This is a genomic window from Pseudomonas indica NBRC 103045, from assembly GCF_002091635.1.
GTDB lineage: Bacteria > Pseudomonadota > Gammaproteobacteria > Pseudomonadales > Pseudomonadaceae > Pseudomonas_M > Pseudomonas_M indica.
Window position 1 is genome coordinate 230,965 of the sequence record NZ_BDAC01000001.1, and the last position, 14,001, is coordinate 244,965.

Below are 14,001 nucleotides of genomic sequence, written 5' to 3' on the forward strand. Positions count from 1 at the left end.
GCCATCATTCCTGACGAGGGGTAGCGGGCGACCTCAGGACACTCAACGCCATCAGCACCAGCAACCCGACCCCCGCCACCAGCACGGCCCACAGGCCGATGCGCTTCCAGTCGGTCCCGGCTTCCGGCTGGTCTTGCTTCACCGTTGCGGTAACGGCTTCACCGGTCGGCGTCGCCACACCCAGGCGGGCCAATCGCTCGTCGTCGTAACCGGGGATGAGCGTTGCCAGCGGCAGGTTCGCCGCCTTGGCCGTCGCGTTGCCGAGCGCCAGCGTGTACGGCGGCGTGCCGCGTACCAGGAAGACCACCTGGGTGGTGCGTACGCCGACCTGCAGCCTGGGCGTGGCGCTGCCCAGGCCACCGCCCCGCTCGTCCACCTGCAGTTTCAACTGGTGTACGGGTGTGCCGGGCAGTTCGAGGGTCTCCTGGCGCACTTCGCTGCCATTCTCCGGCAGCCGGTAGAGCAGGCCGCGCGCCAGCCAGAACCACTGTTGCCGGTCGTCGCGGCGGCCCTGCACCGTCACTGGCGCCAGGGTATTGGCCTGTGGCAGCTCGATGCGCAGACGCTCCAGGGGCAGCGCCACGGGCAGCTCCCAGTAGAACTCCCCGTTGCCGGCGCGGCGCGGCGGCAAGTCGCCCGACCAGGCGATCGGCGCCGGCACGCGGGTGGAGCTGACCACCAGGGCCTGGGTCAGGGCCGGCGCCTGCTGCGGGCTTTCCCAGAGCAGCCGCAGGTAGCGCGCACGCAGGCCCGGCAGGGCCATTTCGCGCTGGTCGATGCGCTCGTCGGCGAACGACAGCCGGGCGATCTGCCCATCGCCCCAGGAGCGCCACTGTTGCAAGTCATCGCTGGCCTCGATGGTGAAACGCTGGAATCCCTCGCGATCGGCGCTCCAATCGAGAATCAGCTTCTGCAACGGCTGCTTCAGCGCGCTGGCGTCCAACACCCAGCCGCGCAGCACCTCGCCCGCATCAGCAGCCTGGCCTTCCGTCACTTCGACCAGGGTACCGCCGGTGCCGCGCTGCACACGGATATGCGGGCTGTCCGGGGCACTCGCCGGGCTGTACAGCGGGAACCACTTCACCGGCGTTTCCGTATGGGTCTCGCTGGGCTGGGTGCTGCCCAGGGTGAGGGCGTAGGCCAGCGGCTCGCCCTCGCCGTTGAACACGCGCAGGTCGCGCAGATCGGCATGACGGGCCGTCAGATGCAGCGCCAACGGCAACTCCAACCGATACCAGGGCCCTTCGCCACTGAGTTCCAGCGGCACCCGGGTGGCGAAGCCGTCGGGCGACTCCTGACCGGACAGCGCCAGCGGCGCAGCCAGCACACTGGCCAGCAGCGCCGGCAACAGGCGGAAGAGAGAAGAAAGACGGCTCATGCTCTGGCCTGCTCCACGTCAGAGGCCGGCTGCCGGGGCGGCAGCGGCGCGAAATATCCGATGATCAACAACAGCACGCCGACGCCGATGAAGGACACGATGCGCTCCAGCCCGCCGCGATTGCCCAGCTCGACGAAGAACAGCTTGGCCACCACCACGGCGATCAGCGCCGCGCCGATCAGCCACAATTCACGGCGCAGACGCAGGTGGCCGACGATCATCAGCGGCAGGGCGATCAGCGTCCAGACCAGCGACAGCCCGGCCTGCACCAGCATCGAATCGAGCAGCGCATCCAGCCGGTACGGCACCCCGCCCCAGTGGTGGGCGAAGCGGAATACCGTCGCCGTCAGCAGCGCAAACAGCGACACGCCGGCCACGCCCTGGGGCAGCCAGCGGCGCCAGTCCTCGTCCAGGGAGAGCTGTGGCAGGCTCACCGACAACCAGCGCCAGACGCCGAACAGGACGAACAACAGGCCCAGTTCCAAGGGATTGAGCAGCGGCAGGTAAGGCAGCGGATCGGCGGCGCCGTCGCTGGCGATGTTGGCCAGCCAGAACCAGCCCAGCATCGCCACCGCCAGCGGCAAGGCCGCCAACAGACGGTATTCCTGGCGGTAGGCCGACACCGGCCATGGCCAGGCACGCGGCGCGGCCATGGCCAGCAGGTAGGCGCTCGGCAGCAGTGCCCAGCCTAGCCAGCGCCAGGCGTTGTAATGCTCGGAGAGGGCGAACAGCAGGTAACGCAGTTCCAGCGACAGCACGCCGATGATCAGCCAGCAGCCGAACACATGGGCGGCGCTCCGTGCCCCGACGGGCAGCAGCGACGCCAGCCGGCGCAGGCCGACGAAGTGCACGGCGAACAGCACACCCCAGGCGAGCCAGCCGAAGTCCGCCGCCGGGTGATATTCCGCATGCCAGGCCCAGAGCAGCAGCACGGCAGCCGCCGGCATCAACAGGGTGCAGAGCAGCGCCAACGTACGCCATTCGAAGCGCGGCGCGATCAGGACGACCGCCGCCACGCTGAGCGCAGCGGCCAACAGAATCAGCGATGCCTGCAACTCGGCCGGAGCGAAGCGGACGATCTCGCTGATCAGCGCCAGGCTCCACCAGCCGGTTCCCCAGACCAGCAACACCTGGGACAACCGCTCCAGGCTCGGACCGCCCAGCGCCCCGGCCAGGTCGCGACGAACCACCTGATGCAGGCGCCAGGCGCCGATCAACGCTGCGAGCGCCAGGGCCAGCGGCGTCCAGAACCCGGCATGGCCCAACGGCCGCAGCCCTTCGCCACTCAACTGGCCGAGCAGCAGCGGGCTGGCGGCGAGGAAGGCCACGCCCCCGACACCCTGCAGCAGCAGGCCGAACAGGAAGCTGGCGCGCTGCTGCAGGTGCAGCGCCAGCCAGATAATCAGCAGACCGCTGCCGGCCCAGACCGCGCTGGCGCTCTGCCAGGGCAGCACGAACAGTACCGCCAGGTTGAGGAACACCAGCCCCACCAACAGGATCACCGAGAGCCCGCGCAGCAGGCGGGCGTCGTTGCGCACCAGCGGATCGCGCGCTGCCAGCAACATGCCGCCGATCAGTGCCAGGCCGATCAGCGACGCGCCAATCAGCCCGCGCCAGCCATCGCTGAACACGCCGCTGCCGGCACCCGCCGTATCCAGTTGCAGCAGGAACACCGCGCCGCCGAGCAACTGCACGCCGAATGCGCTGAACAGGAAGGCCCGCGATTGCAGGCGCAGGGCGGCGAACAGCGTCGCCAGCCCGGCCAGGGCCCAGGCGATGGCCGTGGCCTCGGCGGCAAGGCTGAGCGGCGCGATCATGTACAGGAAGCCCAGGCCGGAACAGGCCAGCAACGGCAAACCACGGCGCTCCCAGGGCCCGGCGGCATCTTCCGGCGCATGGCGCAGTTGCCACCAACTGAACAGCAGCGCCACGCCGAGCATCGCAGCGCCCAGCGGCACGCCATCCAGCAGGGTTACGTCGCCGATATCCAGCTTGCCGAGGAAGGCCAGCGCCGCCCCCACTTGCAACAGCAGGGCAAAGCCGCGCGCTAGCGGACGCCGCTGGCGCAGCCCCAGCCAGAACAGGCCGGCACCCTCCACTGCCCAGGCGGCGGAGGTCCAGCGTGCATCCAGGCCGAGCGGGATCGCCAGAGTGCCGAACACCACGCCCAGGGCCAGGCAGGTTTCCACCAGCAGCAGCGCCTGGTTGCGCACGCGACCGGCCAGCAGACGGGCCAGCAGCAGATAGAACAACCCCAACGCCAGCGCACTGAACGCCGGGCCGAACTCCAGGTGACGGATCACCGCGTATTGCAGGCCGAAGCCGATCAGCGGCGGGCCGAACAGCGCCGTCCCATCCACGTAGTCGGTCTTGCCCACCGACCAGCGCAGCAGCGCATCGCGCTCCGTAGGTGCATCGGCGGCTTCGCGCAGCTTGCGGCGGGCGAACAGCAGGCCGATGGCCACGTACATAAGGAAGAACGTCACCAGGAACGGCTCGGTGCTGCCGAACAGCTCCGGCCGGTAGGAGCGCAGCCCCCAGGCGAAACCGATGCCGAAGGTGCCGACGAAGCCGATCAGGTTGAGCAGGCGCCAGGCCTTGAACCAGGCGATGGCCAGGATGCCGGCGTTGAGCAGGATGAAGTAGGAGAACAGCGCCACGTGATTGCCGCTGCCGGTGGAGGTCAGGATCGGCGCGGCGAAGCCGCCGAGCGCCGCAGCCGCGGCCAGGCCCATGGCGTTCTGCGCCACGGCCAGTATCGCCGAGCAGACCGTCACCACCACCAGCAGGCCGAGGGCTTCCTTGGCGTCGAGCAGCGGATGCAGGCGCATGGCGGCGAAGATCGTCAGGTACAACACGGCGATGCCGGCGCCCTGGAGCATCAGCCCGTAGCCCGGGTTGCGCCGGCGCAACCACCAGCCGAGGCCGAGCAGCGCAATGGCACTGGCCGCCACGCCGGCGTAGCGCACGGCCACCGGCACCACCATGCCTTCGGTGGCGTAGCGCAGGAGGAAGGCCAGGCCGAGGAACAACAGCAGCACGCCGACGCGTAGCACGGTGTTGCCGCCGAACAGCCAGTTCTTCGCCCAGTCGATGGCCTGTTCGATGGGAGAGGGTTCGCGGGGTTTCGGCGGAATCGGCGCCGGACGCGACCGAATGGGCTCGGCGGGCGCCTCGACCCGGGCGACGGCCGGCTCCGGCGCTTCGGGCTGGGCGACCTGCTCGAGCTCGGGCTCCGGCAGCTCCCAGATCAAGTCCTCGTCACGGCGTTCCTCGGCGGGCGCTTCCGCCGCTGCGGTCGGGGTCGGGGCAGGCTCAGGCGCGGCGGCCTCCGGTTCCGGCGCAGGCGCCTGGGCCGGCTGCGGCGGCAAGCCCTGCTCCAATCGCAGCAACCGCTCGACGACCGCCGTGGTACCGGCCTCGAAGCGCTGGGCGAAAGTATCCAGGCTCTTGCGCAGCGTGGCGTTTTCCGCCGACAACTGCTGCAGGCGGATGGCCTGTCCCAGCCCGAGCCCCACCAGAGCGCCCAACAGGGCGGCGGTCAGCGATTCGCCGGCCACACTGCCCACCACCAACCCAACCAGCATGAAAATCCATTGCATGCTCTGACTTCCCAACGATGAGAAAAACCCGCGTCCCGCGAGAGACTGTCCAGTGTGGACGTCGCCGACGCCCCTCGCCGGCACATGCCGCCGACGATCGTGGCAATGCGGCAGTATATCGAGGCGCGACTGGCCGAGCGCGGGGGCTGGTGGAAATTGCGAAGAAGGTCCGTCTCACTCCGGCCGTGAAACCTTTCGCATCAGTCGCGCGGAGCAAATCGCCAGCGCTGTTTCCGCCACGGAAACTCGGCTAGGGTCGCCGGATTCGGACACGCCCACTGTAAGGAGACCCCATGCGCATCCATAGACCCCCTCTCGCCGCCCTCCTCTTCAGCCTGGCCCTGGGCAGCGCCCAAGCCGGCGAAACCACCACCCCGGCGCTGGACGCGCTGATCCGGGTGAGCACCGAACGCCTGCTGCTGGCCGACCAGGTAGCTGCCAGCAAGGCACAGTCGGGCAAGGCCGTGGAAGATGCGGCACGGGAAAGCGAGCAACTCGCGACGCTCTCGGCGAAAGCGCCCGACTACCGGCTCACGCCCGAGCAGGTGACGGCCTTCTTCAAATGGCAGATCGAGGCTAACAAGCTGGTCCAATACCGCCTGCTGGCCAAACCGGCGCCCGCCAGCGGCACGCCGGTCAGCCTGGATGCCATCCGCGCCCGCCTGAACACCATCAACGTGGAAATCCTGGAAAACCTCGCCCCGGCCCTGGCCGAACTGCAACAGCACGGCTGCGCCGAAACGCTGTACGAAGGCATTCGCCGCCGCACGAAGCGCGAACACCTGGATGCCTTGCACAAGACCGCTCTGGTCAGGGCGTTCGGCGATACCTGCCGAAGCCTCTAAACCACCAACGCAGCCAACGCTTCGCGCAACCGCGCCGGAATGCTTACCGGCCGGTTGTTCGCGCGGTCGACGAAGACATGGACGAAGCGCCCCGCTGCGCAGGCCTCTTCTTCTCCCGCCTTGAACACCGCCAGCTCGTACTGCACCGAGCTGTTGCCCAGCTTGCCCACTCGCAACCCCACCTCGATGCGTTCGGGAAAGGAAACAGAGGCGAAGTAGTCGCAGGACGAGCTGACCACGAAGCCCACCACTTCGCCCTCATGGATATCCAGCCCACCCCGCTCGATCAGGTAGGTGTTCACCGCCGTGTCGAAGAAGCCGTAGTAGGTCACGTTGTTCACGTGGCCGTAGAGGTCGTTGTCGTGCCAGCGGGTGGTGATGGGTTGGAAGTGGCGGTAATCGGAGCGGGTGTGGCGGGACTCGGTCATGGGGTTTCCTTGGTGCATCGTCGTGGCGAGCGTATTCCGTAACAGGGTATCGGGCGAATGAATTCGCCCCTACAGATGCCTCAATACGCCGCCTGGTAGATCGCCAGTGCGTCCGCCTCGGTGACTTCACGGGGGTTGTTCACCAGCAGGCGCTGCTGGAGCATGGCGTCGCTGGCCAATTGCTGCAGCATCGCTTCCGGTACACCGGCGTCACGTAGGCGGCTGGGCAGGCCGTGGCGTTCGTTCAGCGCCGCCAGTTCGTCGATGAACTGGGCGGTCAGGCTCTCGGCACTCCCCGGCTTCAGGCGTTCGCCCAGCAGCAACGGCGCCAGCTCGGCATACAGCGGTGTCGCCGCCGGTGCGTTGAAGCGCAGCACATGGGGCAGCACCAGCGCGTTGGATAAACCATGCGGAATGTGGAAGTGCCCGCCCAGCGGATAAGCCAACGCATGTACCGCAGCCACCGGCGCATTGGCGAAGGCCTGGCCGGCGAGGCAGGCGCCCAGCAGCATGGCCTGGCGCGCCTCGCGGTTCTGCCCGTTGTGCACCGCCTGGTCGAGGTTGTTCGCCAGCAGGCGCAGCGCTTCGCGGGCCAGCAGGTCGGACAGCGGGTTCTTCTTCAGCGCGCTGGTGTAGGACTCGATGGCATGCACCATGGCGTCGATGCCGGTGGCGGCGGTCACCGCTGGCGGCAGGCCGAGGGTAAGGTCGGCGTCGAGCAGCGCCAGGTCCGGCAGCAGCATCGGCGACACCACGCCCATCTTGGTCGTCTCGCCGGTGGTGACGATGGCGATGGGTGTCACCTCCGAGCCGGTGCCGGCGGTGGTCGGTACCTGGATCAGCGGCAGGCGCTGGCCGCGAGCGTTGCCGACCCCGTAGATGTCCTTGAGGCCCTGCCCGCACTGCGGATGGGCGAGCAAGGCGACCAGCTTGGCCACGTCCATCGAGCTGCCGCCACCGAAGCCGACGATCAACCCGGCGCCGATATCCCGAGCCCGTTGCACCGCATCCAGCACTACCGCTTCCGGCGGATCGGCAAGGACTTGGTCGAACACCGCCACGGCCAGGTCCTCGGCGGAGAAGCCGGGCAGGACGTCATTGAGTAGGCCGAAGCGGGTGATGCCGGGGTCGGTGACGATCAGCACCGAACGGGCGCCCCGCTCCCGGCAGATCGCCGCCAACCGGCGCGACGAGCCGGTTTCGCACATCAATTGGGCCGTGGTGGCAAAGCTGAACGGGTGCATGAGTGCCTCCTGTTGTTCTTGTATGGCATTCGTTGGCCACCCGCCCTTCAAGCCCAAACAGCCTCTCTCCCATTCATGGGAGAGGGTAGGAGAGGGAACGGACGGATGAGCAACACCTTTCTCAAAACGCAAAACTATCCTCATCCAGCGCCATCAGGCACTGCGCCCCACCCCGGATCGCTTCCCGGTGGGCACTGGCCCGTGGCAGCACGCGGCGCAGATAGAAATCCGCGCTCTGCAGCTTGGCACGGTAGAAGGCGGCTTCCCCGCTTCCCACTTCCAGGGCGTCCTGCGCCCGCGCAGCCGCCTGGAGCCAGAGGCCGGCGAGCAGCACGTAGGCGGAATACTGGAGGAATTCCACGGAACAGGCGCCGATCTCCTGCGGATCACGCTGGCTGGCGGCGATCACTTCGGCGCCCAGCTCGCGCCATTCGCCCAAGCGTGCCTGTACCGTGGCGGCCAATTCGCGCAGGGCCGGGCGCTTGGCCTGGTCGTCGCACAGCTCGCTGAACTCCGCCTGCAACGCGCTCAGTTCCGCACCGCCATCGCCCAACAGCTTGCGGCGGATCAGGTCCAGTGCCTGGATGCCGTTGGTGCCCTCGTAGAGCTGGGTGATGCGGCTGTCGCGCATCAACTGCTCCATGCCCCATTCGCGGATGTAGCCGTGGCCGCCGTAGACCTGTACACCGAGGCTGGCCACTTCCTGGCCCATGTCGGTGAAGAATGCCTTGACGATGGGAATCAGCAGCGCCGCCCGCTTGGCGGCCGCATGGCGCACGGTGGCGTCCGGGTGACCGTGCTCCAGATCGAGCTGGCGCGCGGTGTAGGCAGCCAGCATGCGGCAGCCTTCCACCAGGGTCTTTTGGGTCAGCAGCATGCGCCGTACATCCGGGTGGACGATGATCGGGTCGGCTGGCTTGTCCGGCTGTGCCGGGCCGGTCAGGGCGCGGGATTGCAGGCGCTCGCGGGCATAGCTCAGCGCGCCCTGGTACGCCTGCTCGGCTATGCCCAGCCCTTGCAGGCCGACCTGGAAGCGCGCGTCGTTCATCATGGTGAACATGCAGGCCAGGCCCTGGTTGGGCTCGCCCACCAGCCAGCCGGTGGCGCCGTCGAAATTCATCACACAGGTGGCGGCACCCTTGATGCCCATCTTGTGCTCGATGGCCCCACAATTCAGGGCGTTGCGCGCGCCGGGCGTGCCGTCGGGATTGGCGACGAATTTCGGCACGAGGAACAGGCTGATGCCCTTCACGCCCGCCGGTGCGTCCGGCAGACGGGCGAGCACCAGATGGACGATGTTCTCGCTCATGTCGTGCTCACCGCCGCTGATGAAAATCTTGCTGCCACTGACCTTGTAGCTGCCGTCCACCTGCGGCTCGGCGCGGGTGCGCAGCAGGGCCAGGTCGGTGCCGGCCTGGGGCTCGGTGAGGCACATGGTGCCGGTCCATTCGCCGCTCACCAGTTTGGCCAGGTAGGCGGCCTGCAATTCAGGGCTGCCATGCTTGTACAAGGCCAGCACCGCGCCCTCGGTGAGCCCGGAATAGATGCGGAAGGACAGGCTCGCGCCCATCAGCATCTCATGGAAGTTACACGCCACCAGTTGCGGAAAGCCCTGGCCGCCGAATTCGATCGGCCCGGTCATGCTCGCCCAACCATTCTCCACGTATTGCCGATAGGCCTCGCGAAAGCCCTTGGGCGTGGTCACGGCGCCATCGACCAGGGTCACGCCCTCTTCGTCGCTGTTGCGATTCAGCGGGGCGACCACCTCGCCGGTATAGCGCGCCGCCTCGTCCAGCACACCGTCGATCAACTCGCGGTCCAGGCCGTTGCCGAGCAGCGCGCAGTGGCCGCTGACGTCGAACAGCTCATGGATCACGAAGCGCATGTCGCGCAGGGGAGCCCGGTAATTCATGCCGCCACCTCCTTCGCCTCGGCGAAGCCTTTGCCCGCCGCGGCCAGTCGCTCAATCAGCGCAGCCGGGCGCCAGTGCTCGCCGAAACGCTGTTGCAGATGGACGAGCCGCTCACGGATCGCCGGCAACCCCTGGCTGTCGGCCCAGGCCATCGGCCCGCCCTTGTCCGCCGGAAAGCCATACCCATTCAGGTAGACCCGGTCGATGTCCTGGCTGTTCGCAGCGATGCCTTCTTCGAGAATCTTCGCCCCCTCGTTGACCAGCGCCAGCAGGCAGCGCTCGAGGATTTCTTCCGGACCCACGTCCCGACGCCCATAACCGAGCTGTTCGGAGACCTGCTGCACCAGCGCATCCACCTCCGGGTCGTGCTCGGCCTGGCGGCTGCCCTCGGCATAGCGGTAATAGCCCATGCCGGTCTTCTGGCCGAAACGGCCGAGGGCGCAGAGACGGTTGTCCACCTGCACCTCATCGGCGTCCTGCCCCTCGCCAGCCAGTTCGCGGGCGCGCCATTCCAGGTCGATGCCCACCACGTCGTACATGCGGAACGGGCCCATGGCAAAGCCGAAGCCCTGCAACGCGGCGTCCACCTGATGGGGGAAGGCGCCCTCCAGCAGCATCATCCGTGCCTCGCGCACATAGGTGTGGAGCATGCGGTTGCCGATGAAGCCGTGGCAGTTGCCGGCCACCACCGCCACCTTGCCTATGCGCTGACCCAGCTCCAGGCAGGTGTCCAGTACGGCCGGCGCGGTCTTCGCGCCACGCACGACTTCCAGCAATTTCATGATGTGCGCCGGGCTGAAGAAGTGCAGGCCCAGCACCTGCTCCGGGCGCCCGGTGACCGCGGCGATGGCGTCGATGTCCAGCGCCGAGGTATTGCTGGCGAGAATCGCCTCGGGCTTCAGCACGGCATCCAACTGGCGAAAGATCTGCTGCTTCAGTTCCAGGTTCTCGTACACCGCCTCGATCACCAGATCCACCTCGGCCAGCGCCGCGTAGTCGCCCACCGGCTGGATGCGCGCGCGTCGGGCGGCGGCCTCCTGCTCGTCGATGCGGCCCTGGCGCACGTTATGCGCGTAGGTATCGGCGACTGCCTGCCGGGCCTGCTCGAGCATCTGCGGGTTGTTATCCAGCCAATGCACCGGCAGGCCGGCGTTGACCAGACTCATCACGATGCCACGACCCATGGTGCCGGCACCGATGACGGCGGCGCTGTGAATCTTCGAGACGGCATGACTCATTGTTGTTCCTCTCGTGTACGGCCAGAAAACTGCCAGTCACGATAAGGAAGCGGCTACTATTTTTGAAATTTAGTCTTGTGATACATCCTATTTCCCACATGAATATCGCCAACTTCGACCTGAACCTCCTGCGCGTACTGGACGCCCTGCTGCGCGAGCAGAACGTCTCCCGCGCCGCCGAGCGCCTCGCCCTCAGCCAGCCGGCGGTGAGCAATGCCCTCAACCGCCTGCGCGAACTGCTCGACGACCCGCTGCTGGTGCGCATCGGCCGGCGCATGCAGCCCACACCCCGCGCCCTCGCCCTGGAAGCGCCAATCCGCAGCGCCCTGCGCCAGATCGAGCAGAGCCTGGCCGCCGGCGAAACCTTCGATCCGGCCGAAAGCCGCCAGCGCTTCAGCATCGCCGTGACCGACTATGTCGAACTGATCTGCATGCCGTCGCTGCTGGATCGTCTCAGCCAGCATGCGCCGGGGATCGGCATCGATATCCGCCATCTTAGTCCGACGCTGCCGGCCGAAGCCCTGGACAAAAGCGAGCTGGACCTGGTGCTGGGGCGCTTCGACGACGTGCCGGCACGCTTTGCCCGCCAGCACTGGATGAGCGAGACCTTGCAACTGGCGGTACAGCGCGACCACCCACAGGTGGACGGCCCTCCCGACCTGGAGCGTTTCCTCGCCTTGCGTCATCTCTGGGTGCATGGTGGGCAAACCCGCGGCATGGTCGACCAGTGGCTCGGCGAACAGGGGCTGAGCCGGCAGATTCTCTACACCACGCCGAATTACCTGCAGGCCGCGCACATCGTCGCCGGCAGCGAGCTGGTCGCGGTCCTGCCCACCCAACTGGCACGCCACTTCGCCCGGTTGCTGCCGCTGAATCTGTTCGATCTGCCCTTCGCCCTCGGCCCCTTCCACCTGGAAATCGTCCACCTCGCCCAGCGCCAGCGCGACCCCGCGCTGCAGTGGCTGATCGTAGAGATCCAGGCCGTGGCAGAGGGCGCCCGTCACGCCTGACCTTACTCTCAGCGTGGTGCGCTTCATCCCGCCAGAACGCGGTTCATCACACTTTCGTCGGCCGGCGCGCGCCAGTCTGCGGCCGATTGACGCGGATCAATAAACGATCCCGATAGCGGGACCAGAGTCTAGAGGCAATTAGCCATCACTCTTTGGTAGCAATCTGGCGGAGCGGCCTCAACACAATCACCGCAGCGCCGAGAACCTGTTACACGCCTCGCGCCCGGCTCCCGGACGCGAGCGACGCGGCCGCCCCGCCGGGGCCTTCCATGACGCACCGAGACCACGACACCATGAGTTCCCTGTCCCGCTTCCTGTCCTCACGCAAGCAGTCCGATGGCGTCCTCGGCATTCTCTGCAGCCTTCGCCAACTGCCGGAAAAACTGGCCGAGGCACGCATCAAGCCGACCTACATTTGCGGTTTCGTCTCGCCGCACATCAGCCTCGACGACGTAGCCCGGCAGATCGGCCAGCGCTTCCCCGGCGCGGTGGTCAGCCTCTGCACGACTGCCGGCGAGCTGTGCAGCCAGAACGACCGGCTCTACTGCAACACCGGCAACCAGTGGGACCGCATCGTTCTGCAGCTCTTCGATGCCAGCGTCATCGCCGCGGCGGAAATCGTCCACGTTCCCCTGGAAAGCCAGGACATCCGCGGCCAGGGCAAGCGCCTGACGATGGGCGAACGCATCGCCCGGCTGACCGAGTCGATCAAGCGGCTCAACGTGTCGATGACCATCGACTACCGCGATACCCTGGCCAATATCCTCTTCGACGGCCTTTCGGCCTCGGAATCTTTCTTCATGGAGGCACTTTATGAGTCCGGCCGTTTTCCCTGTCTGTTCGTCGGCGGCTCCGCCGGCGGCAAGGGCGACTTCCGCCAGACCCAACTTCATGACGGCAAGCGCAGCTACGAAAACCATGCGCTGATCGTCTTCCTCAAATGCGCGCGGAACATCCGCTTCGGCGTGTTCAAGAGCCAGAACTTCGAGCCCACGCCGTTCAGCCTCAACGTGCTCAGCGCATCCCTGGAAGAGCGCTACATCAGCCAGGTGGTGGACGCCCGCGGCAACATCCGCTCGATGGTCGCCGCGCTCTGCGACACCTTCAAGTGCGCGCCCGGACAACTGGACGCACGGCTGGCGGACTACTCCTTCGCCATCCGCGTGGGCGAGGAAGTGTTCGTCCGCTCCATCGCCCGCATCGACCCGGTGCAGGAACGCGTCCACCTGTTCTGCGACGTCGCGCCCGGCGAGGAGCTCATCATGGTCAAGCGCACCCCGCTGGCCGAGACTACCCGCCGCGACTTCGAGCGTTTCATGCGCAACAAACCGGGCACGCCACTGGTGGGCATCCTCAACGACTGCATCCTGCGCCGCCTGAACAACGAGCAGGCCCTGGCCGGGATGAACGACGTGTTCAAGGGTGCCCCGGTAATCGGCTTCTCCACCTACGGCGAGATTCTCGGACTCAACCTGAACCAGACGCTGACCGCGGTGTTCTTCTTCCGCACCGACGACCCGGACAATTTCCACGACGAATACACCGACAACTTCATCAGCTATCACAGCGAGTTCAAGGCGTTCTTCCTGCGTCGGCAGATCAAGAAACTCGCCGGACTAAGCCAGGTGGTGGTCAAGCAGATCGAGCAGTTCAAGCGCCAGGACTACGCCACCAGCCTCGACATCAACGGCCTCGACGAACACATCCGACCGGTGTTCCAAGGCCTCGGCGACCTCGGCCACATCCTGCTCGACGCCCAGCGCCAGCGGGAAAGCATCGCCGAGCAACTGCGCCAGTGCTCCACCGACCTGCACGGCTCGGTGGACGACCTCACCGACACCATCCACCGTCAGGCCGGCGTCATCGACCAGGCCGGTGGCGCCGTGACCCAACTGGTGAACAAGGCCGACGACGTGGTCGGCAGCGCCCGCGAACTGGCGCAGAACAGCCAGCGCATCCAGTCGGTGGTGCAGATCATTCAGCAGATCGCCCAGCAGACCAACCTGCTCGCTCTCAATGCCGCCATCGAGGCCGCCCGCGCCGGCGAACAGGGCCGTGGCTTCGCCGTGGTCGCCGACGAGGTGCGCCAGCTCGCCGCCAAGACCGGGCAGAACGCCGAGGAAATCAGCCACGACGTCGACCAGCTCGCCACCGCCATCCGCCAGGTCGCCCAGCACATCGAGACCCAATCCGGCGAGGTCGGCGCCCTCACCCAGCTACTCGACGAACTGAAAAGCTCCAGCGGCGTGACGGCCGATACGTCCGAGCGGACCAAGGACGTGGCGAATCGGTTGGTGGATTTGATGCGCTAAGGTCGCTGGGTGGGGCAGACGCCGTCTCGCCC

Annotated in this window: 8 protein-coding genes and 2 pseudogenes; 4 read left to right on the forward strand and 6 right to left on the reverse strand. The window is 67.1% G+C overall.

Features of this window, described 5'->3' with window-relative positions; translation table 11 throughout:
* Positions 1-4 precede the first annotated feature (4 nt).
* Both PIN01S_RS01005 and PIN01S_RS01010 read right to left on the reverse strand, forming a co-directional pair.
* A complete protein-coding gene (locus PIN01S_RS01005; RefSeq protein WP_084333017.1) occupies positions 5-1,378 on the reverse strand; it encodes a DUF3999 domain-containing protein in 1,374 nt (457 codons plus the stop codon).
* Positions 1,375-4,980, reverse strand: a complete 3,606-nt coding sequence (locus tag PIN01S_RS01010) for a DUF2339 domain-containing protein (protein WP_084333019.1) — start codon at positions 4,978-4,980, stop codon at positions 1,375-1,377. Before PIN01S_RS01010 ends, PIN01S_RS01005 begins: the two co-directional genes overlap by 4 nt.
* 293 nt (positions 4,981-5,273) lie before the next feature.
* Between PIN01S_RS01010 and PIN01S_RS01015 the strand changes: the two genes are divergently transcribed.
* Positions 5,274-5,825 carry a chorismate mutase gene (locus PIN01S_RS01015; RefSeq protein WP_084333021.1) on the forward strand — a complete coding sequence of 184 codons (552 nt, stop codon included), beginning with the start codon at positions 5,274-5,276 and terminating at the stop codon, positions 5,823-5,825.
* On the opposite strand, the gene PIN01S_RS01020 is transcribed toward PIN01S_RS01015, so the two are convergent.
* From PIN01S_RS01020 to PIN01S_RS01035, 4 genes are all read right to left on the reverse strand, one after another.
* Complete coding sequence (locus tag PIN01S_RS01020) at positions 5,822-6,253, reverse strand: acyl-CoA thioesterase (protein WP_084333023.1); 432 nt, start codon at positions 6,251-6,253, stop codon at positions 5,822-5,824. The two genes, PIN01S_RS01015 and PIN01S_RS01020, sit on opposite strands and share 4 nt — an antisense overlap.
* Positions 6,254-6,333: 80 nt before the next feature.
* Complete coding sequence (locus tag PIN01S_RS01025; protein ID WP_084333024.1) at positions 6,334-7,497, reverse strand: iron-containing alcohol dehydrogenase; 1,164 nt, start codon at positions 7,495-7,497, stop codon at positions 6,334-6,336.
* A gap of 121 nt (positions 7,498-7,618) precedes the next feature.
* A complete protein-coding gene (locus PIN01S_RS01030) occupies positions 7,619-9,409 on the reverse strand; it encodes an acyl-CoA dehydrogenase C-terminal domain-containing protein (RefSeq protein WP_084333026.1) in 1,791 nt (596 codons plus the stop codon).
* Positions 9,406-10,647, reverse strand: coding sequence for a 3-hydroxyacyl-CoA dehydrogenase (locus tag PIN01S_RS01035; protein ID WP_084333028.1), 1,242 nt, complete (start codon positions 10,645-10,647; stop codon positions 9,406-9,408). The genes PIN01S_RS01030 and PIN01S_RS01035 overlap by 4 nt, the downstream gene beginning before the upstream one ends.
* Before the next feature lie 98 nt (positions 10,648-10,745).
* Here PIN01S_RS01035 and PIN01S_RS01040 point away from each other — a divergent pair, with 98 nt between their 5' ends.
* The 3 genes and pseudogenes from PIN01S_RS01040 to PIN01S_RS27510 form a co-directional block, all read left to right on the forward strand.
* Positions 10,746-11,657, forward strand: coding sequence for a LysR family transcriptional regulator (locus PIN01S_RS01040; RefSeq protein ID WP_084333030.1), 912 nt, complete (start codon positions 10,746-10,748; stop codon positions 11,655-11,657).
* Positions 11,658-11,950: 293 nt separating this feature from the next.
* Positions 11,951-13,105 (forward strand): annotated as a pseudogene (locus PIN01S_RS27505) (FIST signal transduction protein); the annotation flags it as partial.
* Between the two features lie 486 nt (positions 13,106-13,591).
* Positions 13,592-13,969, forward strand: a pseudogene (locus tag PIN01S_RS27510) (methyl-accepting chemotaxis protein); the annotation flags it as partial.
* Positions 13,970-14,001 lie beyond the last annotated feature (32 nt).